General features: G+C 64.8%; 17 protein-coding genes. 9 read left to right on the forward strand and 8 right to left on the reverse strand.

All coding sequences use genetic code 11. From position 1 onward, the window contains the following. Positions 1 to 618: 618 nt before the first annotated feature. Together AB7G19_RS24880 and ndk are read right to left on the reverse strand one after the other, a co-directional pair. A complete protein-coding gene (locus AB7G19_RS24880) occupies positions 619 to 1,479 on the reverse strand; it encodes a TerC family protein (protein ID WP_135215298.1) in 861 nt (286 codons plus the stop codon). A 41-nt stretch (positions 1,480 to 1,520) separates the two neighbouring features. Next, positions 1,521 to 1,943, reverse strand: a complete 423-nt coding sequence (gene ndk, locus AB7G19_RS24885) for a nucleoside-diphosphate kinase (protein WP_027535388.1) — start codon at positions 1,941 to 1,943, stop codon at positions 1,521 to 1,523. Between the two features lie 310 nt (positions 1,944 to 2,253). On the opposite strand from ndk, the gene AB7G19_RS24890 reads away from it, so the two are divergent. From AB7G19_RS24890 to AB7G19_RS24900, 3 genes are all read left to right on the forward strand, one after another. Continuing rightward, positions 2,254 to 2,508 carry a hypothetical protein gene (locus tag AB7G19_RS24890; RefSeq protein WP_014495771.1) on the forward strand — a complete coding sequence of 85 codons (255 nt, stop codon included), beginning with the start codon at positions 2,254 to 2,256 and terminating at the stop codon, positions 2,506 to 2,508. Positions 2,509 to 2,724: 216 nt separating this feature from the next. After that, positions 2,725 to 2,898 carry a hypothetical protein gene (locus tag AB7G19_RS24895; RefSeq protein ID WP_441268178.1) on the forward strand — a complete coding sequence of 58 codons (174 nt, stop codon included), beginning with the start codon at positions 2,725 to 2,727 and terminating at the stop codon, positions 2,896 to 2,898. Between the two features lie 57 nt (positions 2,899 to 2,955). Continuing rightward, entirely contained in the window at positions 2,956 to 4,818 is a 1,863-nt protein-coding gene (locus AB7G19_RS24900) for an ABC-F family ATP-binding cassette domain-containing protein (protein WP_208086444.1), read from the forward strand. 106 nt (positions 4,819 to 4,924) lie between these two features. On the opposite strand, the gene AB7G19_RS24905 is transcribed toward AB7G19_RS24900, so the two are convergent. From AB7G19_RS24905 to AB7G19_RS24930, 6 genes are all read right to left on the reverse strand, one after another. Then, positions 4,925 to 6,373 carry an HlyD family type I secretion periplasmic adaptor subunit gene (locus tag AB7G19_RS24905; protein WP_208086443.1) on the reverse strand — a complete coding sequence of 483 codons (1,449 nt, stop codon included), beginning with the start codon at positions 6,371 to 6,373 and terminating at the stop codon, positions 4,925 to 4,927. Next, positions 6,360 to 8,492 (reverse strand): type I secretion system permease/ATPase, encoded by a 2,133-nt coding sequence (locus tag AB7G19_RS24910; protein WP_441268179.1) that lies wholly within the window; start codon positions 8,490 to 8,492, stop codon positions 6,360 to 6,362. The genes AB7G19_RS24905 and AB7G19_RS24910 overlap by 14 nt, the downstream gene beginning before the upstream one ends. Positions 8,493 to 8,519: 27 nt before the next feature. Beyond that, a complete protein-coding gene (locus AB7G19_RS24915) occupies positions 8,520 to 11,369 on the reverse strand; it encodes a beta strand repeat-containing protein (protein ID WP_441268180.1) in 2,850 nt (949 codons plus the stop codon). A gap of 483 nt (positions 11,370 to 11,852) precedes the next feature. Beyond that, positions 11,853 to 12,341, reverse strand: a complete 489-nt coding sequence (locus AB7G19_RS24920; protein ID WP_028147753.1) for a hypothetical protein — start codon at positions 12,339 to 12,341, stop codon at positions 11,853 to 11,855. A 166-nt stretch (positions 12,342 to 12,507) separates the two neighbouring features. Next, positions 12,508 to 12,960 carry a DNA polymerase III subunit chi gene (locus tag AB7G19_RS24925; RefSeq protein WP_441268181.1) on the reverse strand — a complete coding sequence of 151 codons (453 nt, stop codon included), beginning with the start codon at positions 12,958 to 12,960 and terminating at the stop codon, positions 12,508 to 12,510. A gap of 6 nt (positions 12,961 to 12,966) precedes the next feature. Further along, on the reverse strand, positions 12,967 to 14,466 hold the full coding sequence (locus AB7G19_RS24930) for a leucyl aminopeptidase (protein ID WP_441268182.1): 1,500 nt from the start codon (positions 14,464 to 14,466) through the stop codon (positions 12,967 to 12,969). 341 nt (positions 14,467 to 14,807) lie between these two features. Between AB7G19_RS24930 and lptF the strand changes: the two genes are divergently transcribed. The 6 genes from lptF (at position 14,808) to rsmA (ending at position 22,452) form a co-directional block, all read left to right on the forward strand. Further along, positions 14,808 to 15,977: an LPS export ABC transporter permease LptF gene (gene lptF, locus AB7G19_RS24935; protein WP_135215292.1), complete on the forward strand. Its 1,170-nt coding sequence runs from the start codon at positions 14,808 to 14,810 to the stop codon at positions 15,975 to 15,977. After that, entirely contained in the window at positions 15,974 to 17,071 is a 1,098-nt protein-coding gene (gene lptG, locus AB7G19_RS24940) for an LPS export ABC transporter permease LptG (protein WP_063983680.1), read from the forward strand. The genes lptF and lptG overlap by 4 nt, the downstream gene beginning before the upstream one ends. Beyond that, positions 17,071 to 19,557 carry an LPS-assembly protein LptD gene (locus AB7G19_RS24945; RefSeq protein ID WP_441268183.1) on the forward strand — a complete coding sequence of 829 codons (2,487 nt, stop codon included), beginning with the start codon at positions 17,071 to 17,073 and terminating at the stop codon, positions 19,555 to 19,557. The genes lptG and AB7G19_RS24945 overlap by 1 nt, the downstream gene beginning before the upstream one ends. Positions 19,558 to 19,625: 68 nt before the next feature. After that, positions 19,626 to 20,561, forward strand: coding sequence for a peptidylprolyl isomerase (locus tag AB7G19_RS24950; RefSeq protein ID WP_439034779.1), 936 nt, complete (start codon positions 19,626 to 19,628; stop codon positions 20,559 to 20,561). After that, on the forward strand, positions 20,561 to 21,595 hold the full coding sequence (gene pdxA, locus AB7G19_RS24955; protein WP_441268184.1) for a 4-hydroxythreonine-4-phosphate dehydrogenase PdxA: 1,035 nt from the start codon (positions 20,561 to 20,563) through the stop codon (positions 21,593 to 21,595). The genes AB7G19_RS24950 and pdxA overlap by 1 nt, the downstream gene beginning before the upstream one ends. Then, entirely contained in the window at positions 21,595 to 22,452 is an 858-nt protein-coding gene (gene rsmA / locus AB7G19_RS24960) for a 16S rRNA (adenine(1518)-N(6)/adenine(1519)-N(6))-dimethyltransferase RsmA (protein ID WP_085402860.1), read from the forward strand. Before pdxA ends, rsmA begins: the two co-directional genes overlap by 1 nt.

Genomic DNA, 22,452 nt, shown 5'->3' on the forward strand with positions numbered 1-22,452 from the left:
CCCGCTCATTCGCGGGCGCGCTTTGACGGCCCGCCCTTCGACTTGGGTTCAAACGCGGGCGTGCACGCTGCTTCGGCACGTCGGCAGTGACGGTCACCGCCGGCAAGGCTGTCGCCGTCTCCGGCGCAGCGCTTTGCGCGCTGGTGCGGTGAAGGAAGCCGTCGCCGAACAAGGCGATGGAGACCAGAGAGGCCGCGAAGGCCGTCGGTCTGGAGAACTTCGAATGGGATTTGACGGTAGCGGCAAGAATAGCAGCAGGGCGGCAGGTGGCTCTCGAAGGCATCTCTCAACAGCTTCCGGTTTGACAGGAATAAATACCGGAGCGACGTGCCGCGGCATGAGCCGCCAAGTCAATAAAAACGCCTTTATTTTCAGTAGTTTATAATAAGTCAAAGTCTAAATCGCGCAGAGGTTGAGAGCGCTGTGGGTCACCCACGAAGTGCCGGACCGCACTGTGCGTGACCGCCTGACGCGCGAGTTCGCCATAAGGCGGCAATGCTCGCCGGCGTGCGGAGCTATGATGACCGGTTCAGTGGGGACGGCGGCTGTCAGAATGATCGCGCGCAACACCTCTCCCCGCCGGGAAGAGGCAAGCAAAACCAGATCATGCCGTGGAGATTACTCCGCCGAGGCCTTGGCGTGGCGCTCGGAGGACTCCAGCGCGGCCGCGCTCAGGCTGCGCCGGCGCCAGATGCTGCCGACGACCAGCACGACGACGACGCCGAGAGCGGCGCAGAGATATTCGCCGCCTCCGCCGCCATGGGCGAATTGGGGCGGGATGCGAAGCGCGCCGAGCATGCTGTCCAGCGAGGCACCGAGCGGGCCGTCGAACAGCGTGTGCAGCTTCGGCGCGATGCCGGGATCGGTCGCGATCACCTCGCCCGAGATCCAGCCGAGCAGTGCTGCACCCGCCCAGACCAGGACCGGCAGCTTTGCGAGCAGCGCCATGATCAGGGCCGCACCGGCGACGATCAGCGGCACGCTGATGGCAAGGCCGAGGATCAGCAGCGGCACGCTGCCATTGGCGGCGGCGGCCACCGCAATGACGTTGTCGAGACTCATGACGATGTCGGCGACGACGACGATCTGCACCGCCTGCCACAGATGCGAGGCGGACTCGACGCCCTCCTCGTCCTCGTTCTCCGGCACCAGGAGCTTCGCCGCGATCACGATCAGCGCGAGACCGCCGACGAGCTTGAGATACGGCAGCTCCATCAAGCTCGCGACGATGCCGGTGAAGATGATCCGCAGCAGCACGGCTGCGCCGGCGCCGAAGATCATGCCCCACAGCCGGTGCCGCGGCTTGAGTCCGCGGCAGGCGAGCGCAATCACCAGCGCGTTGTCGCCGGAGAGCAGGATGTTGATCCAGATGATCTTGCCGACCGCAATCCAGAAGGTCGGTTCGGCCATCTCGTTGCGAAACTGGGTGAAGAATGCCCCGATCGTAGCGGGATCGAAGACCTGCCAGAGCCAGTTCACAATACGTCCTTTCGCCCCGTCGATATTAACCTATCGGCTGATCAGCCGACGATCTCGTTGCCCGAGAAGAACTGCGCGATTTCGATCGCGGCAGTCTCCGGCGCATCCGAGCCGTGAGCGGAATTCTCGCCGATCGACTTTGCGTAGAGCTTGCGGATGGTGCCGTCGGCGGCCTTGGACGGATCGGTCGCACCCATCGCGTCGCGGTACTTGGCAATGGCGCCCTCGGCTTCCAGCACCTGGACCACCACGGGGCCCGAGGTCATGAACTCGACGAGCTCGCCGAAGAACGGGCGCGCCTTGTGCACGGCATAGAAGGTCTCGGCCTGTTCCTTGGTCATGCGGATGCGCTTCTGTGCGACGATGCGCAGGCCCGCCTTCTCGATCACGGCGTTGACCGCACCGGTCAGGTTACGCGCGGTCGCATCGGGCTTGATGATCGAGAAAGTGCGTTCGATGGCCATAATCTTGTCCTTGAGAAGAAAGCGGTGGTTCGGAGTTGCCGGGCTTATATCGGCGCCTTTGCCGGACGGCAAGCGACCGCCAAAACCGCCCCCGGACGCTTCGCCGCAGGCTGCCCCGCCGGATCTAGTCATGGATTACCGAGATTTCACCCAGATGAACCCAATCTGAAGGCTCCGTTCAGGGCTTGGTTCAGCCTCGCTGGCGTAAGGTTGGGCCTATCGAAACCAAAGCCTGATCATTAGGCGGATCGTTTCGGCGGCCTTTCCATCGACGCGATAGCCCCGCGCCGGCAGTCTTTAGGAGATCACCATGTTGAGGAAACTTTCGCTTGCCGCTGTCGCCGCGGTTGCGCTGGGTGCCGCGCTGGCGCCGACCTCCGCCTCCGCTCACTGGCATGGCGGCTGGGGCTGGCACGGCGGCGGCGGTGGCTGGCATCACGGCTGGGGTGGACCGCGCTTCTATGCCGGCGGCCCCGTCTCCTACGGTTATGGCGGCTGCTACGTGCGCCGGCTGGTCCCGACCCCCTGGGGACCCCGCTGGCGGCTGATCAACCGCTGCTACTGAGCCCGACAGCACCTTCCTGAGGTACCTAGGCCCCCCAGGTACCTTCCAAGCGAAGCCCCGGCGTTCCCCTGCGCCGGGGCTTTGTATTTGGGCGGCCTTTGCCCGGCTTCATGCAATTTTTACTAGAGTGCCGGGCAATCTCCGCGAGCGGCGAAACCATTTGGGGGGCCAAGGACTTGGTACCGTGTCATCACTTTGAGAACACGGAACCCCACAATGCCTGGCCTTTTTGCCAATGACAGCGAACAGATCGACCGGCGCACCAGCCGCTCGATCTGCGATGCCGTGGGCGAACGGCTTCAGCAGAGCCTGCGCCCCGAACCACGGCTCCCGACGCATCTCGAACAGCTCCTCGACGAGTTGAAGCAGCGCGACCGCGATTCGCACTGACGTGAGGCTCACGCAAAAACGGGTTGCGTTCGACGCGCCTTGCGGTGACAAGGCCGCATGCTTGCTATCACCGACCTCTCCATCCGCCTTGCCGGACGCCTTCTGATTGACCAGAGTTCCGTGCAGATCACGCCCGGCGCGCGCGTCGGCATGGTCGGGCGCAACGGCACCGGCAAGTCGACCCTGTTCAAGGTGATCCGCGGCGAGCTGGCGGCCGAGCACGGCACGGTCACCCTGCCGCCACGCTGGCGCGTCGGCAGCCTCGCGCAGGAGGCCCCGAACGGGCCCGAGAGCCTGATCTCCGTCGTGCTCAAGGCCGACCTCGAACGCGACGCGCTGCTTCACGAAGCGGAGAGCGCGACCGACCCGCACCGGATCGCCGAAATCCAGACCCGCCTGGTCGACATCGACGCCCATTCGGCGCCGAGCCGTGCCGCCGCGATCCTCTCCGGCCTCGGCTTCTCCGCCACCGACCAGCTTCGCCCTTGCGCCGAATTCTCCGGCGGCTGGCGCATGCGCGTTGCGCTCGCCGCCACGCTGTTCGCCGCCCCTGACCTCCTGCTCCTCGACGAGCCCACCAACTATCTCGACCTCGAAGGCACGCTGTGGCTCGAGGATCACCTTGCGCATTATCCGCGCACGGTGATCGTGATCAGCCATGACCGCGACCTCCTGGAAAGCTCGGTCGACCAGATCCTGCATCTGGAGCGCGGCAAGCTCACGCTCTACAAAGGCACCTATTCCTCCTTCGAGGAGCAACGGGCCATGCGCGAGCTGCTCGATGCCAAAGCGGTCAAGCGCCAGGAAGCCGAACGCGCCCGTCTGCAGGCCTTCGTCGACCGCTTCAAGGCGAAAGCCTCGAAAGCCCGCCAGGCGCAATCTCGTGTAAAAATGCTGGAGCGGCTGAAGCCGATCACGGCGCTGGTCACCCAGGATGTGCGCGAAATCAACTTTCCCGCGCCGGAGAAAATCCTGTCGCCGCCGATCATCGCCGCCGACAACGTCGTGGTCGGCTACGATCCGAACACGCCCGTGCTTAACCGCGTCACCTTGCGCGTCGACAATGACGACCGCATCGCGCTCCTTGGTTCCAACGGCAACGGCAAGTCGACGCTGGTGAAACTGCTCGCGGGCCGCCTCGCACCGTTCTCGGGCAAGGTGACGCGTGCCGACAAGCTCTCGATTGCCTATTTCGCCCAGCACCAGCTCGACGAATTGAACGAGGATGCCTCGACCTACGACCACGTCCGCAAGCTTATGGGTGAAGCGCCCGAGGCCAAGGTGCGCGCACGCGCCGGCGCCATCGGATTCTCCGGCAAGGCGGCCGATACCAAGGTCGCAAAGCTCTCGGGCGGCGAGAAGGCGCGGCTCCTGCTGGGCCTTGCGACCTTCTTCGGCCCGAACATGATCATCCTCGACGAGCCGACCAACCATCTCGACATCGACAGCCGCGCTGCGCTTGCGGAGGCGATCAACGAATTCCCCGGCGCCGTCATCATGGTTTCGCACGACCGCTATCTGATTGAGTCCTGCGCCGACCAACTCTGGATCGTCGCCGACCGGACCGTGACCAATTACGACGGCGACCTCGACGAGTACCGCCGCCTGGTGCTGTCGGCGCGCAACGGCGAGCCCGCCCCGCGCGAGCGTAGCGCCGCGAGCGAGAAGCCGCAGCGCCCGAGATCGGACAATCGCGGCTCGCTGAAGAAGCGCATCGCGGAAGCCGAGAGCGAGATCGCCCGCGTCAGCGAGATCATCACCAAGATCGACACCGCACTCGCCCTGCCCGACATCTTCACCAGGGATCCCAAGCAGGCCGCGCAACTGTCGAAGGCCCGCGCCAACGCCGCCGACGCGCTGGCGCGTGCGGAGGAACAGTGGCTGGAGGCGAGCACGCAGTTCGACGAGGCAGCGGGCTAGACTCAAAATCTGAAAAACAACCCCATGCACAGTAGCGGGGCTGGTGCGGCCGGCGCGTCGGTGAGATCACCCAAGCCGTTGAAACGCCTGGCTTAATCAGCAAACATCAGCGTTCCCGCATGATCTCGTGCCGGTAGCGCTGCAATGGCGATAACAGGTAGCTCAAAATGGTGCGCGAGCCGGTCCTGATCTCCACTGTCACGGCCATTCCCGGTGACAGGCTGACGAGGCGATCGTCCACCTGCATTTGCGTGCGATCGAGCGAGATGCGTGCGCTGTAGCTCAGCTCCTGGCCGTTGGGCTCGCTGCTGTCGCGCTGCGTCCCGAGCGCGCGGTCGCTCCCCGGCGGACGATCGCGGATGATGGCGTCCTGCGAGACGCTCAGCACCCGCCCCTCCAGCAGGCCGTAGCGGGTGAAGTTGAAGGTGTCGATCTTGACGGCGGCATCCTGTCCGGCCTCGACGAAGCCGATGTCGCGGTTGGAGATCATCGCCTCGACCTCGAGCCGCGTATCTGACGGCACGATCACGAGCAGCGATTGCGCGGGCGTGACCACACCGCCCACGGTGTGGACCGCAAGCTGCTGCACCACGCCGTCGACCGGCGAGGTCAGCCGCTGGAGCTGGGTGCGCTGCTGCGCCTTGATCAGATCGCGCGCGACGCCGTTGGCTTTCTGCTCGCTCTTGGCGAGTTCGTCGGACAGGCTCTTGCGATACTCCGCCACGGCCTGGGTGCGGGTCTCCCGGATCGCGGCGACGGCTGCCTCGGCTTCCTTCAGATGGCTGCTCTGGACGCGAAGCTCCTCCTGCTGCTCGATCTGGAGCTGAAGGGTCTCGTAATAGGTCAGCTTCGAGCCGATTTCCTTCTCCATCAGAATCTTGCGGATATCGACGCGCTGCTGGGTGACGGGGAGCAACGCATCCAGCTTGTGGATCGTCGCCGCAATGGTCTGATGCTCGGCCTCCTTCTGCGCCTGCTGGCGCGCAAGCGACGCTAATTTGGCGCGATGCTCGCTGACCTGATTGGCAAGAAGCTGCCGCTGTGTCGCGACCAGCGAGGGATCGGCATCCGCAGGCGGGACGAGATCGGTGGAGGCATCTTCGCCGCTTGCCAGTGCGGCGCGGAGACGCGCCATATTGAGCCGTTCGGCCATGAGATCGTCGTGCAGGTGATCGCGCTCCGCGGCATTCACGGTCGGATCGAGCTCGATCAGCACGTCGCCCGATTTGACCGCCTGCCCGTCCTGCACGTGGATGGCGCGCACCACCCCGGTCTCGAACGGCTGGACCACCTTGCTTCGCCCGCTCGACACCACCTTCCCGGTTGCGGACGCCACGATATCGATCGTGCCCCATGCCGACCACGCGAGTGCCGCGCAGACAAGGAGCATCAGGGCGATCGCGATGGCCCGGCCGATCGGTGACGGTGGTGCCTCGGCAATCTCCAGCGCCGCGGGCAGGAAAGCGATCTCTTCCGTGCGCCGCCCCTTCGCTTTCCGGAAGGGAACGACGGTCTGCTCCGGCCGCGGGGCCGGCGCCGCGCTAGCCGACCTCATAGATCCCTCCCTGGAGACGATGCAGGGCCGCGTATCGGCCACCGGTCTTGATCAACGCGTCATGCGTGCCGTCCTCGACCAGACGGCCGCGCTCCAGCGTGAAGATGCGATCGGCGCCGCGAACGGTGGACAGCCGATGCGCGATGATCAGAACGGTGCGGCCCCTCGCGATCTCCTTCATGTTCTCATGGATGATCCGCTCGCTTTCATAGTCGAGCGCGCTGGTCGCTTCATCGAAGATCAGGATGCGGGGATTGGTCACCAATGCGCGGGCGATCGCGATGCGCTGGCGCTGCCCGCCCGAGAGCGTCGAGCCGCGCTCGCCGACGACCGTGTCGTAGCCTTCGGGAAGCTCCAGAATGAAATCATGCGCGCCCGCAAGTTTTGCTGCGTCCATGACGCGGTCCATCAGCAGGGTCGGATCGGCCAGCGCGATGTTGTCGCGCACCGAGCGGTTGAACAGCATGTTGTCCTGGAGCACCACGCCGATCTGGCGGCGGAGCCAGGCCGGATCGGTCATCACCAGATCCATTCCGTCGATCAGCACGCGGCCGCCTTGCGGAACGTAGAGCCGCTGCACCAGCTTGGCGAACGTGCTCTTGCCCGAGCCCGACGATCCGACGATGCCGACGGTTTGCCCGGGCGGAACATCGAACGAGACGTCATGCAGGATTTCCGGCCCATCGAGCCGGTAGCGGAACGACACGTGCTCGAACCGGATATTGCCCCGGATCGGCGGCAGCCCCGCACGCGCCGCCGAATAAGCCGGCTCTGCCGCGCTGTTGAGGATGTCGCCAAGCCGCGCGATCGAGAGCCGCGCCTGATGAAAATCCTGCCAGACCTGGGCCAGCCGCAGCACGGGCGCCGAAACGCGCCCCGCAAAAATGTTGAAGGCTACGAGCTCGCCGACGGTCAATGCGTCGCCGATCACGAGGCGCGCGCCGACATAGAGAATGGCGGCGGTCACGACCTTGCTGACGAACTGCACGAGCTGGCTTGCGGTGTTGCCGAGGCTGGTGACACCGAAGCTCGCCGAGACATAGCCGGCCAGCTGCTCTTCCCACCGGCGCTGCATCTGCGGCTCGACCGCCATCGCCTTCAATGTCTCGATGCCGCTGACGCTCTCGACCAGAAAAGCCTGGTTCTCGGCACCGCGGCGGAATTTCTCGTCCAGCCTGCGGCGAAACAGCGGCGTCGCCACCGCCGAGATCGCGATGTAGAACGGGAACGATGCCAGCACGATGCAGCTCATCAACGGCGAATAGGCGAACATCACCGCCAGGAATACCGAGGTGAAGAACAGGTCGATGAGCAGCGTCAGCGACGAGCTGGTGATGAAGTTGCGGATGTTCTCGAGTTCGCGAACCCGCGCCACGGAATCACCGACGCGCCGCGCCTGAAACCAGGCCATCGGCAATGCCAGAAGGTGGTGGAACAGCCGCGCCCCCAGCTCCACGTCGATGCGGTTGGTCGTATGCGCAAACAGATAATTGCGCAGGATACCCAGCACCGTGTCGAACAGCGAGACGACGACGAGACCGATGACGAGCACGTCGAGCGTGGACAGCGAGCGGTGGACCAGCACCTTGTCGATCACGACCTGGAAGAACAGCGGCGAGACCAACGCAAAGAGCTGGAGGAAGAACGAGGCGGCCAGCACCTCGCCGAACAGCCGCCGGTACTTGCCGATCGCGCCGATGAACCAGGTGATGTCGAAATGGCGCCCGAGGTCGGAGAGCCCGGCGCGCCGGGCCATCAGAATCAATCCGCCGTCCCAGATCGCGCACAGCTCGTCGCGCTCCATCAGCACCGGGCGCTGGGCCTGCGGCGATTGCACCAGCACCTTGTCGGCGGAGGCTTTCGCGATGACCATGAAGCTGCCGTCGCGCAGTATCGCGATCGCCGGCAGCGGGCTGCCCGATAGACGACTCCACTGCGTTCGATAGGTTCGTGCCTTGAGGCCGAGAGATTTGGCGCAGCGGATGATCTCCGCTGCGCCAAAGATAGCCGTTCCGGTCCGGTGCCTGAGCTGGTCGCGGTCGGCCGCAACACCCTGCAAATGCAGCAGGGTGAGCAGCGCGTCCAACCCCGTATCGGTCGAGACCGCGTTCGTGGTCATGGGCGTTCTCCCGGCCGGAGCCTAGTGTCAGGCGTGTTGCGGCGGTGCGAGGGTCTGGCTCTGCGCCGCGTGCGGATCGGGCAACGGCATCTCGCCGTGACCGTCACCTGCCGGGATAAGGTTCGCCGCCATGGCCTGGTTGAGCAGCATCGCGGCCGCCATCGCCCCGCCCCCGTTGATGACGACGTTGTTGCCGGGGCCACCGTCGAGGACGTCCTGTCCGCCGCCACCGATCAGCACGTCGTCACCCGCACCGCCCGCGAGCGTGTCGTTGCCGGGGCTGCCGATCAGGACGTCATCGCCATTTCCGCCATTGGCGACGAGCTGGATGCCGCCGTGCAGACCGGAGGCCGTGATGACGTCGTCGCCATCGAGCCCGTTGATCACGATCCTGTCGCCCGTGCCGGCATCGGTGATGTTGATGTCCTGACCAAGCCCCGACACCGTAATGATGCCGTCGTGCTCGGTCACCGTGATGACGTCGCTGCCGCTGGTTCCGTTGATCGTCACCGTATCCGCGGCGCCGTCATTGGCGCCGAGGTCGAGGTTGACCTGATTCACGCCGGTCCCGGAGAGGTCGCCGACCGTGATGTTGTCGGCACCACCGAGGGCGTTGAAGTTGATATGCTCGACGCCGTTGAGGTCCATCGCGATGGCAGCAACATCGCGGGTGAACAGCACCCGGCCGCCATTGGCCGAGATGTTGATGTTCTCGTTGATGTTGGCGCCGTTGAACAGCAGCGTATCGGTGCCCTTGCCGCCTTCGACAATGTCGCTGCCGTCGCCGGGATTCCAGACGAAGGTATCATCGCCGGCGCCGAGATTGGCAACGTCGTTGCCACGGCCGCCGTTCACGATGTTATTGCCGGCACTGCCGGTGATGGTGTCGTTGCCGTCACCGCCGTTGATGTTGAGGCTGAACGGCTGCCCCGCCTTGATGGACGAGGCATTGATGACGTCGTTACCGCCTCCGCCGTTGACGGTCAGGACGTCACCGGCATCGGCGTGAGCGATGGTCACCTGCGCCGCAAGGCCGTTGACAACGATCGATCCGCCAGAGGTCGTGACCGAGATGTTGTCATCGCCTGCGGTGCCGTTCACGGTCACACGATCTGCCGCACCGTCGCCACTCTGGCTGCCGGGGCCGGCACTGAGGTCGATCGCCACCTGCGTGACGCCGGTGCCGGAGAGATCGTTGACGGTGATGTTGTCGGCGCCGCCGGCGGCAGCGATCTGCACATGCTCGACGCCGTTGAGATCCATGGTGATGGCACCGACGTCGCGGGTGAGAAGCGCGCGGCCGCCATTCGCCGAGATCGACATGTTCTCGGCGACGTTGGAGCCGTTGAACACCAGCGTATCCGTTCCCGCGCCACCTTCGACGGTGTCGCTACCATCACCGGGATTCCACGTGAAGAGGTCGTCGCCTGCGCCGAGAAGAGCGACGTCGTTGCCGCGGCCACCGTTGACCTTGTCGTTTCCGTCGCCGCCGATCAGGGTGTCGGCGCCCTGACTGCCGGTGATGGTATCGTTGCCCGCGCCGCCGTCGATGGTCAGCCCAATCGCCGCAGCAAGTAGCGATGCATCGATGACGTCGTTGCCGCCGAGCGCCTGGATCACCAGCCGGTCGTTGGCAGCTTCCGCATTCGCGATCGTCACGACTTCGGGCAGGCCCGTCACCGTCACGGTCGTCCCGTTGGACGTGACCTCGATGTGCTGGCCGCCGTTGGTGCCGGTGACGGTCACCGTGTCGGCCGCGCCGTCGCCTTGCGTGCCGCCGGGAACGGCTCCGAGATCGACCAGCACCTGCTTGACGCCGGTCCCGGAGAGATCGCCGACGGTGATGTTGTCGGCGCCGCCGCGTGCATCGAATTCGATCTGCTCGATGCTGTTGAGGTCCATCGTGATGTTGGCGACGTCGCGGGTGAAGCGCACCCTGCCGCCATTGGCCGAGATGTCGATGGTCTCGTTGATGTTGGCGCCGTTGAACAGCAGCTTGTCGTTGCCCGATCCGCCTTCGACCGTGTCGCTGCCGTCGCCGGGATTCCAGATGAAGGTGTCGTCGCCCGTCCCTAATTGCGCGACGTCGTTGCCGCGTCCGCCATTGACGATGTCGTCGCCGCTGCCGCCGATCAGGAGGTCGTTGCCGTCGCCGCCGGTGATCCTGTCGTTGCCGGCGCCGCCGTCAAGCGTCAGCGAGATCAGGCTGGCGAGTCCATTGCTTGCGGTGATGACGTCGTCGCCGCCGCCGCCGTGCAGCACAAGATTCTCCGTCGTGCCGATGTCGAGCGAAAATGGCGCCGCGCCCGTCCCGTCGAATCGCACGCGCGTGCCGTTCGCCGTGATCGTGAACGTCTCCGGGTCATTGCTTCCGTTGACCTGCGCGGTGTCGTTGCCGTCACCGCCCTCGAACAGGTTGGTGCCGCCCCCCGGATTCCAGATCATGAGGTCGTTGCCCGCTTCGCCGAACAACTGGTTGTCGCCGCTGCCGCCGTCCAGCGTGTCGTTCCCCGCGCCGCCGAACAGCAGATCGTTGCCGCCGCCGCCCTTGATCGTGTCGTCGCCGGCCTGCCCAAACAGCAAATCGGCACCCGAGCCGCCCGTGATCCTGTCATTGCCGTCGCCGCCGAAAATGTGCACCGCGGGCATCGGGCCGTTGGATTCGTTAACGGTGATCGTGTCGTCGCCGCCCTGACCGAAGATGTCGATCTCATTGGTGTTGGCCACAGTGGGATCGCCACCGATCGTCTTCACCTGCCCGTTATTGATGAGAATGCGGCCCGACTTGTCGCGGCTGATCACGACGCCGTTATTGGCGCTGTCGCCGAAAATGGTGAGCTGGCCCGTAACCGGGGAGAAAACAGAGGTAGTAGACATTCAAATATTCCTTCGATCGATCTAGCCCCTCCCCTCGATGCGTAGCAGTGGTGCGGATGTCTTACTTGAAGCACTGCTTTAGACGCGCGTGATTATTCTGGAGATTTCCTCCAGTTTTCCTCCGGGCTGGTTGCGACAGCGGATGCAAACGCTCTCACATCACGAATTGCCGATCACGTATAACGGCAGCGTGACTTTCGAAGGCGCGCGCGAATCCCACCAACGCATTGATGCACGCGCAGAAGCCACAGCTCGAAGCGACGACGCATTCGTTTTGATGAGATGGCGAATTCGATCGGTGCTCTCGTGCGCCGGACACAGCGCAGCACGATAGTGGTGCGCTGCTGAGCCGGGGCTCATGATCGAGAGAGACTGGATCGAGAGAGACCGGGTCCCGGCTCAGCGCAGCAGCGCATAGCGCGTCGAAGACGCGCGTGAACGCGCTGATGGCGCTGCAGCGCGTCCGGGACGCGAGAGTTCGCCTTACGCCGACTTCTTCTTCGGCTTCGGCTTGGTCGCCTTCGGCATGACAGGCGCTTCCGGCGTGCCCTCGATCGAGGACAGACGGCCGGACGTGAAGGTGTAGATGCCCGCGCGCGGACCTGTGCTCCAGGTGACGACGGCAACGCGCCGGCCGGCGGCATCACTGGAGAGATTGACGGTCGAGGGCGCCCCGATGCCGCGCACCACGTCGCATTCGGTGTGGCCGAGCGCGACCGTGCCGCCCATGGGCGCCGGCGCCGTCGTCGAAGCATTGGCGTCGGCCGGCCCGGGGGGCGGCGTCATGCCGGGACAGGCGCCGTCGGCGCTGACCAGATCCTCGGCCGTCACGGGCTTGTCGGGGGTCAACGGCGGCGATTCGATTGAGATGCTCTTGATGAACAGGCGGCTCGGCGTGTTGAACCACTGGGCATCCTTGGACAACAGGTCGGTCCCCGAGCAGCCCGCGAGCAGCGGTGCTACGGCAGCCAACGCAACTATGAGCGAGCTGGGAAGCTTTTGATGTCGCACGATAAACTAAATTCCCCGCATGAAGGACCGGCCCTAAGCGATTGTCCCAACATCACTTTGCGGCACGAAGGTGACAAAAGCCAGCATCGCCCGAAAAGTGCAAATTATCATTAATTGCAGACGACCGCTAATTCCGGCGCTGCCAACGGCCCCGTTCGTCGGCCTGCCAATAGGTGACATCAAATCCCCGAGCCTTGCAATCCGTCCAGGCGCTCCGGGCAAACGCCAGCGCATCCGGATCGTCGCCGTTGAACAGCAGCACCATGCGTTCATAGCCCTGCACGTCCTGCGGCAGCGCGGCGTTGTCGACCAGGAAGCGGACATTGGCGCCGTTGGGATTGTCCTCCTCGATCGCCAGCACGATCGGCTGATCGGCGGCATCGTTCACGCGCCATGTCGCGTGCGGCAGGAACGAATCGTCGCGATAGGTCCATAGGTGCGCGTCGAGCGCGTCGGCACGCTCCGGCGAGGTCGACTGCACCACGACGCGCCAGCCGCGCTCGAGCGATTTCTCGAGAAGCGGCGGCAACACGTTCTCCACCGTCATGTTTTGCAGATGGTAGAAAAGGACTTCGGTCATCTCAGATCATTTGCGCTCGTAGTGGTCGGCGACCAGACGGTCGAGCAAACGGACACCGTAGCCGCTTCCCCAGCTCTGGTTGATGTCGGTCTTCGGCGCGCCCATCGCCGTGCCGGCGATGTCGAGATGCGCCCACGGCGTGCCGTCGACGAAGCGCTGCAGGAACTGCGCCGCGGTGATCGAGCCGCCATGGCGGCCGCCGGTGTTCTTCATGTCGGCGAACTGGGAATCGATCAGCTTGTCGTATTCGGGGCCGAGCGGCATGCGCCAGACTTTCTCTCCGCTCTCGATGCCGGCCGCGAGCAGACGGTCGGCGAGTTCGTCATTGTTGGAGAACATGCCGGCATGCTCGGTGCCGAGCGCGACCATGATCGCGCCGGTCAGCGTCGCCAGATCCACCATGAATTTCGGCTTGGTCTTTTTCGCGACGTACCAGAGAACGTCGGCGAGCACGAGGCGGCCTTCGGCGTCGGTGTTGATGATCTCGATGGTCTGGCCCGACATCGAGGTGACGATGTCGCCCGGCCGCTGCGCATTGCCGTCGGGCATGTTCTCGACGAGGCCGATGGCGCCGACTACGTTGGCCTTGGCCTTGCGCGCGGCGAGCGCATGCATCAGGCCGACGACGCAGGCGGCACCGCCCATGTCGCCCTTCATATCTTCCATGCTGCCGGCCGGCTTGATCGAAATACCGCCGGTGTCGAAGCAGACGCCCTTGCCGACAAAGGCGACCGGTGCCTCGCCCTTCTTGCCGCCGTCCCAGCGCATGATCACGGTCCGGCTCGGCCGTGACGAACCCTGGCCGACGCCGAGCAGCGCGCCCATGCCGAGCTTGTCCATCGCCCTGACGTCGAGCACCTCGACCTTGACGCCGAGCTTGCGGAGCAGGCCCGCGCGGCGCGCGAACTCCTCGGGGAAAAGCACGTTCGGCGGCTCGTTGACGAGATCGCGCGCGATGATCACGCCGTCGACGACATGGCCGGCCGAGGCAAACGCCTTCTTCGCCGCGGTGGCATCGCCGACCGCAAGCGAGACGTCGGCGCGCAAGCCGCCCTCCTCGCCGTCTTTCTTTTTCGTCTTGTAGCGATCGAACTTGTAGGCGCGCAGCCGCAGGCCCGAGGCGATCGCAACCGCCTGCTCGCTGGTCATGGCGCCATCAGGAAGTTCCGCGACGATGGTCATGGCAGCGGCCGCGGCCGAAAGCTTGCCCGCCGCCACGCCGCCGAATTTGAGGAAGTCGTTCGCCTTCAGGCTCGCCGCCTTGCCGGCGCCGATCACGACCAGGCGGGTAGCCTTCACCCCCTCCGGCGCCAGGATGTCCAGCGCGGCGCCGCTTTTGCCCTTGAAGCCGGCGGCGGAGGCCGCCCGCTTGACCAGCTCAGTGGCACCGCCGAGTGCTTTGGCCGTCGCCGGACCGAGCTTCAGAGTGTCGTCGCAGAACACGACCAGGATGCCACGGGCGGCAGCAGACAACGGGACAAAGCCGACCTTGATGGCATCGGACATGGGTAACTCCTTCAAAACATCGGGCTTTTCGTCGCTGGGCGGACCCGGCCACGGGCCGGAGCTGAACGACGATTCACTGGACTTTCCCCACTATGGGCCACCGGCGCGGTGGCTGCCAAGCACCCCCGTGGCCGCCGGGCCACAACGAGGGAAATATTAACCATATATTGACGGCGCCACGGGGCAGCCATTTTGTTGATGGATCAAAGGGATGGTAGTGAGAGAGTAAGCCGGTGGTAGAGGTGGTTGGCCGACCTTGGGGATCCCCTGATCGGGGATTGGTTGGGCAGCCGGACTTCCGGCCTGCATTGGGGCGCTGGTGGGGATTCGTGCGGTAGCGCATGGGGTCAATCGATAGGTATATCTTCCGCACGACGCTGGCGTCGTTTGCGCTGGTCCTGGTCAGCCTCACCGGCGTGATCTGGATTACGCAGGCGTTGCGCGGCATCGACCTGATGACGAGCCAGGGTCAGACCATCCTGACCTTCCTCGGCATCACCAGCCTCGTCGTGCCGGCACTGGTCCTGATCATCTCGCCGATCGCGCTGATGATCGCGATCTCGCACACGCTGAACAAGCTCGCGACCGATTCCGAGATCATCGTGATGAATGCCGCCGGCTTCTCGCCGTTCCGGCTGTTCTATCCGTTCTTCTACGCCACCTGTGTCGTGGCGCTGCTGGTCGCCTTCATCGCGGCCTATCTCGCCCCCGACGGCATGCGGCGGATCAAGCAGTGGGACGCCGAGATCACCGCCGACGTGCTCACCAACATCCTCCAGCCCGGCCGCTTCGCCCAGCTCGACAAGAACCTGACGATCCGGATCCGCGAACGCCAGCCCGGTGGCATCCTCGCCGGGATCTTCATCGACGATCGCCGCGATCCCAACGAGCGCGTCTCGATCGTCGCCGAGCATGGCGAGGTCGTGAAGAACGACAACGGCTCGTTCCTGGTGCTCAAGGACGGTAATCTGCAGCGCTTCGAGGCCGGCAAGCGCGATCCCGCGCTGGTGGCGTTCGGCCGCTACGGCTTCGACATGTCGAAATTCTCGGGCCAGGGTCACGACGTCACCCTCGGCATCCGCGAGCGCTATCTCTGGGAGCTGTTCTCCCCGTCCGAGGACGATCCGGTCTACAAGCAGATTCCCGGCCAGTTCCGCTCGGCTCTGCACGACAGCCTGCTGGCGCCGATCTATCCCTTCGCCTTTGCCGTGCTGACCTTCGCCTTCCTCGGCGCGCCGCGCACCACGCGCCAAAGCCGCAACTTCTCGATCGGCGGCTCGGTGATCGCCGTGTTCGGCCTGCGCATGGCAGGATTCGCCTGCTCGGTGATGGCGGTAAAGTCGCCTGGCCCGGTGCTGTTCCAGTACGCGATGGTCCTTGGCGCCATCGGCGTCGGGCTGTGGTTGATCATCGGCGGCATCGTGGTCGAGCCGCCGCCCCGCCTCATGGAGGCCATCAACAGGTCGAACGCGCGCATCGCGCGGCTGTTCAGACGGCCGGCCGCCGCATGAGCATGCTCACCAACACCCTCGGGCGCTATTTCGCCGGACGCTTCGTCGTCGCGGCGCTCGGCGTGTTCGCGGGCATCTTCCTGCTGCTGGTGCTGGTCGACTACATCGAGATGGTGCGCAAGACCTCAGGACTCGCATCCGCCTCCGCGATCATGGTGGCCGAGACCTCGCTGTTCCGGGTCCCGCAATTGCTCGAGAAGCTGACGCCGTTCTGCATGCTGATCGGCGCCATGACCTGCTATCTCGCCCTCTCCCGCAGGCTCGAGCTCGTGGTCGCGCGCGCCGCCGGCATCTCCGCATGGCAATTCATCTCGCCGGCTCTCGGCAGCGCGCTCCTGATCGGGGTGATCGCGACCGTCGCCTACAATCCGATGTCGGCGAACCTGCGCGAGCTGTCCAAGCGCATGGAAGCCGAGCTGTTCGGCTCGGCCCCCGGCGGCGGCATCCAGGACGCCTCCGGCTTCTGGCTCAACCAGGTCACCAATGACGGCCAGGTCATCATCAATGCGGCGCGCAGCGAACAGCAGGGCGTCCGGCTGACCGGCCTGACCCTGTTCCGATTCGATACGGACTGGCATTTCAAGGAGCGGATCGAGGCGCGCGAGGCGGCGCTGGAGTCCGGTCACTGGCTGTTCAAATCGGTGCGCCGCTTCTCGCTGGATTCGCCGCCGATCGACCAGGCGACGTTGGAGATTCCGACGACGCTGACCGAAGCCCAGATCCGCAACAGCTTTTCCACACCCGAGACTGTGTCCTTTTGGCAACTACCGAGCTACATCCGCTCCTCGGAGAGCTCGGGCTTCGCGACAGCCGGCTATCGACTCCAGTATCACAAGCTCCTGGCACAGCCGTTTTTGCTGGCCGCCATGGTGATGCTGGCGGCTTCCGTGTCGTTGCGTTTCTTCCGGATGGGCGGCGTGCAGAAGATGGTTTTGAGTGGCGTGGGCGCAGGCTTTCTGCTCTACGTTTTGTCGAAAGTGACTGAAGACTTGAGCAAGGCTGAGTTGATGCATCCGATCGCTGCGGCGTGGTTGCCCGCGGTGGTGGGCGGCCTCACCGGCTTTTTGGCCTTGTTGTATCAGGAGGACGGTTAGTGACTGCCGTCCATCGAGGGCTCGTGTCTCGTTTGACGCAGCGTACTGTGGTGCGCGCGAACGGATGCGGCTTGTCCATTCGCAGGCTCCTGCTGGCTGTCGCCGCCGTGGCGTCGCTCGGCGGGCTGATCGACATTGCCGCCGTGACGCCGGCCTCCGCTCAGAGCTTCACCTACAATCCGCTGCCGCCGCGCGCGAAGCCGCCGAAGGTCGCCAACGACAACCAGATGCTGGTTCAGGCGACCGAGGTCGACTACGACTACAACAATTCGCGCGTCTCCGCGGTCGGTAACGTCCAGCTGTTCTACAACGGCACGAGCGTCGAGGCCGACAAGGTCATCTACGACCAGAAGACCAAGCGGCTGCATGCCGAAGGCAACGTCCGCATGACGGATGCCGACGGCAAGATCACCTATGCCGAGATCCTGGATCTCTCCGACGACTACCGCGACGGTTTCGTCGATTCGCTGCGCGTGGACACCGCCGACCAGACCCGCATGGCCGCGAGCCGCGCCGACCGCTCCAGCGGCAACTACACGGTGTTCGAGAACGGCGTCTACACGGCCTGCGCGCCGTGTAAGGACGATCCGAAGAAGCCGCCGCTGTGGCAGGTCAAGGGTGCGCGCATCATCCACGACCAGCAGGAGAAGATACTGTATTTCGAGACGGCACAGCTCGAATTCTTCGGCGTGCCGATCGCCTACATGCCCTATTTCTCGACGCCCGACCCGACCGTGAAGCGCAAGACCGGCTTCCTGATGCCGGGCTTCACGTCGAACACGCCGTTCGGCTACGGCGTCGAAGTTCCGTTCTACTGGGCGATCGCGCCCGATATGGACATGACCTTCAGCCCGCGCATCACCTCCAGGCAGGGCGTGCTGTTCCAGGCCGAGTACCGCCAGCGCCTGATGGACGGCGCCTACCAGATCCGAGTCTACGGCATCGACCAACTCGACCCCGGCGCACTCGCCGGCCAGCCCGGCGACCGCCAGTTCCGCGGCGCCGTCGACACCAAGGGTCAGTTCGCGCTGAACGACAAGTGGGTCTGGGGCTGGGACGGCGTCGTCATGTCCGATTACTACTTCTTCTCGGACTACCGCCTGTCGCAATACCGCGATCCGCTGGGCTCGTTCCTGTATCTGCCGACCGACGCATTGTCGCAGCTCTATCTGACCGGCGTCGGCAATCGCAGCTTCTTCGATGCGCGCACGATGTACTGGCTGAGCTACTCGGGCAACCAGAGCCAGGTGCCGATCGTCTATCCCGTGATCGACTATTCGAACGTGCTCAACTATCCGGTGTTCGGCGGCGAGTTCAGCTACAAGACCAACTTCACGAACCTGTCGCGTGACACCGCGGTGTTCGATCCGATCACCACGCTCGCCAATACCAACAGCCTGTGCACGACGACGTCGGCCGATCCGCTCGCGCGCACGCCGTCGCAGTGCCTGCTGCGCGGCGTCCCCGGCACCTACACCCGCCTCACGGCGGAAGCGCAGTGGCGCAAGTCCTACACCGACCCGTTCGGCGAGATCTGGACACCGTTCGCCAGCCTCCGCGCCGACGCGATCAACGCCTCGATCTCCAACCAGCCGGGCGTGTCGAACTACCTGCCGGTCGGCGACACCCAGGCGTTCCGCCTGATGCCGACCGTCGGCCTCGAATACCGCTATCCCTTCATCAACGTTCAGCCCTGGGGCTCGACCACCATCGAGCCGATCGCGCAGGTCATCATCCGGCCGAACGAGCCCTATGCCGGCAAGTTCCCGAACGAGGACGCCCAGAGCATGGTGTTCGACACCTCGAACCTGTTCAGCGTCGACAAGTTCTCCGGTTACGACCGCGTCGAGGGCGGCGGCCGCGCCAATGTCGGCGTGCAGTCCACCACGCAGTTCGACAAGGGCGGCGCCGTCAAGGTGCTGTTCGGCCAGTCCTACCAGCTGTTCGGCCTGAACTCCTACACGGTCCAGGACACCATCAACACCGGCCTTGATTCCGGCCTCGACAAGCCGCGCTCGGACTACGTGGCGAGCGCCAGCTACTCACCCAACAGCACCTACACGTTCAGCGTCCGCTCCCGCATGGACGAGCAGACCTGGAACGTGCAGCGCTTCGAGGCGGAAGGCCGCGCCAACTTCAATCGCTGGTCGGTCAGCATGATGTACGGCAATTACGCCGAGCAGCCGGAGCTCGGCTATCTGACGCGGCGCGAGGGCATCCTGACCTCGGGCTCGATCAAGGTCGCGGCCAATTGGGTGGTGACCGGCTCGGCGCGCTGGGACCTCGAGGCCAACAAGATCAACCAGTATGTGCTCGGAGCGGGCTATGTCGACGATTGCTTCGTGCTCGGCGTGAACTATGTAACTTCGTATAGTTACTCTGCGGGCACGGCGCCGCCCGTACTGAACCACGCGTTCATGTTCCAGATCGGCCTGCGCACGCTGGCGACCTCGACCGGGTCCAGCTCGTCCGCCGGCTACCAATGAACCGTCTGAAATGACGGCCGGGCTCTCCCGAGAGCGAGCTCATCCCGGCTGACATGCGAGCGATAATCATGACGACCCAATTGCCTGTTTTTCGCCTCCTCCTCGCCATCGGTGCCGGGTTGATCCTCACCGGCCTGCCCGCGCCGTCGCGCGCGCAGAACATCGTCGTGATGGTCAACGGCGACCCGATCACCGATTTCGACATCGAGCAGCGTTCCAAGCTCGACCAGCTGACGACCCAGAAGACCCCGAGCCGGCAGGAGGTCATCAACGAGCTGATCGACGACAAGGTGAAGCTCAAGGAAGGCAAGAAATACGGCGTCGACCCCGGCATCTCCGACATCAACCAGTCCTACGAGGGCATGGCGCAGCGCATGCGCATCACGCCGGATCAGCTCACCAAGTCGCTCGAGGTCAAGGGCGTCCGCCCCGAGACGCTGAAGGGCCGCATGAAGGCCGAGATGGTCTGGACCAGCCTCGTACGCGGCCGCTTCAAGGAGAAGCTGATGGTCGGCGAGCGTGACGTCGCGCAGGCCGTGCAGGCCCAGACCGGCGACAAGCTCCAGATCGAGGGCACCGAGTACAAAATGCAGCCGATCGTGCTGATCGTGCCGCGCGGCTCGTCCCCGGCGTTCCTGGAGACGCGGCAGAAGGAAGCCGAGACCTATCGCTCGCGTGTCGGAAGCTGCGAGGAAGCCAATTCGCTGTTCCGCTCAACGCCGAACGCCACCATCCGCGACACCGTCACCAAGACCACCGCGGAACTGCCCGAGGCGCTTCGCAAGGTGCTCGACGACACCCAGATCGGCCACCTGACCGCGCCGGAGGTCACCAAGGCGGGCATCGAGATGGTCGTGCTGTGCTCGCGCAAGCCGACCATGATCGACACGCCGAAAAAGCGCGAGGTCCGCGAGAAGATGTATTCGGAGAAATACGAGAAGACCCAGAAGGCCTATCTCGATGATCTCCGGAAAGCGGCGATGATCGAATATCGCAACCGCTGATGGCCAACTTCGCCTTAGAACCTTCCATCAAGCCTTCGAAGCCCCTCGCCCTGACCCTGGGAGAGCCCGCCGGCATCGGCCCCGACATCACGATCGCAGCCTGGCTCAGACGCCGCGAACTGAACTTGCCCGCCTTCTATCTGCTCGGCGACGAGGCCTTCGTCGCTCGCCGCGCCAAGGCCCTCGGCGCCGATATCCGGATTGCCTCGGTAAGCGCCGGCGAGGCCGCAGCCGCGTTCACCGAGGCCCTGCCCGTGGTCGCAACGGGTGAGAGTGCGACAGCCGAGCCCGGCAAGCCCGATGACGCGAGCGCGCCGGCCGCGCTCGCCTCGATCCGGCAGGCGGTCACCGATGTCCGTGAAGGCCGCGCCAGCGCCGTCGTCACCAACCCGATCGCCAAGAGCGTGCTCTACCGCTCAGGCTTCCGCCATCCCGGCCACACCGAATACCTCGCCGAGCTTGCCGCAGAGAACGGCCGCGTGCCGCAGCCGGTGATGATGCTGTGGTCGCCGCGGCTCGCCGTGGTGCCCGTGACCATCCACGTCTCCTTGCGCGATGCGCTGGCCCAGCTCACCAGCGAGCTCATTGTCTCGACCGTGCGCATCGTCGCGACCGAGCTGAAATCCCGCTTCGGCATCGAAAGGCCGCGCATCGCGATCTCCGGCCTCAATCCGCATGCCGGAGAGGACGGCTCGCTCGGCCACGAGGAGCAGACCGTGATTGCGCCAGCGCTCAAGGCGTTGCGCGGCGACGGCATCGAGGCGAAGGGACCGCTCCCTGCCGACACCATGTTTCACGAAGCCGCGCGAAGCACCTATGACTGCGCCGTCTGCATGTACCACGACCAGGCGCTGATCCCGATCAAGACGGTCGCCTTCGACGACGCGGTCAATGTCACCCTCGGCCTGCCCTTCATCCGCACCTCGCCCGATCACGGCACCGCGTTCGACATCGCCGGCACGGCCAAGGCCAATCCGGCAAGCCTGATCGCTGCGCTCAAGCTCGCAAGCCGCATGGCGGCTGCGCAAAGCTGATGAGCGCGATCGACGACCTCCCGCCGCTTCGCGAGGTCATTCGCCAGCACGCACTGTCGGCACGCAAATCGCTGGGGCAGAACTTCCTGCTCGACCTCAATCTCACCGCGCGCATCGCGCGTGCCGCCGCGCCGCTCGAGGACTCCACCATCGTTGAGATCGGTCCCGGCCCGGGCGGGTTGACGCGCGCGTTGCTCGCGCTCGGCGCCAAACGCGTCATCGCCATCGAGCATGACGAGCGCGCGATCCCTGCCTTGCAGGATATTTCCGCGCGCTACCCTGATAGGCTCGAGATCGTGCATGGCGATGCCATGACCTTCGACCCGCGTCCGCTGCTCAATGGCGAAAGAGCCAAGATCGTCGCGAACCTGCCTTACAACATTGCGACCCAGCTCCTGATCGGCTGGCTCACCACCGACCCTTGGCCGCCCTGGTACGACATGATGGTCCTGATGTTCCAGCGCGAGGTCGGCGAGCGGATCGTGGCACGCGAGGACGAGGAGGCCTATGGCCGCCTCGGCGTGCTCGCCAACTGGCGCTGCGAGACGAAGATCCTGTTCGACATTTCGCCCTCCGCCTTCGTGCCGCCGCCGAAGGTCACCTCCTCCGTCGTGCGGCTGGTGCCGCGCGCAGAGCCTCTGCCTTGCGATCGCAAGCTGCTCGAACAGGTCGCAGCCGCCGCTTTCGGGCAGCGCCGAAAAATGCTGCGGCAAAGCCTGAAATCGCTTCAAGCGGATCCCGCTCGCCTTGCCGCCGCCGCAGGTGTCGATGCGACGCGGCGCGCCGAAACCATTCCGATATCAGGCTTTGTTGCCATGGCGCGTGAATTGGCGGATATACGAAAGCAAGCTGGATAA

This window comes from Bradyrhizobium sp. 215_C5_N1_1 (assembly GCF_052075935.1).
Lineage (GTDB): Bacteria > Pseudomonadota > Alphaproteobacteria > Rhizobiales > Xanthobacteraceae > Bradyrhizobium > Bradyrhizobium barranii.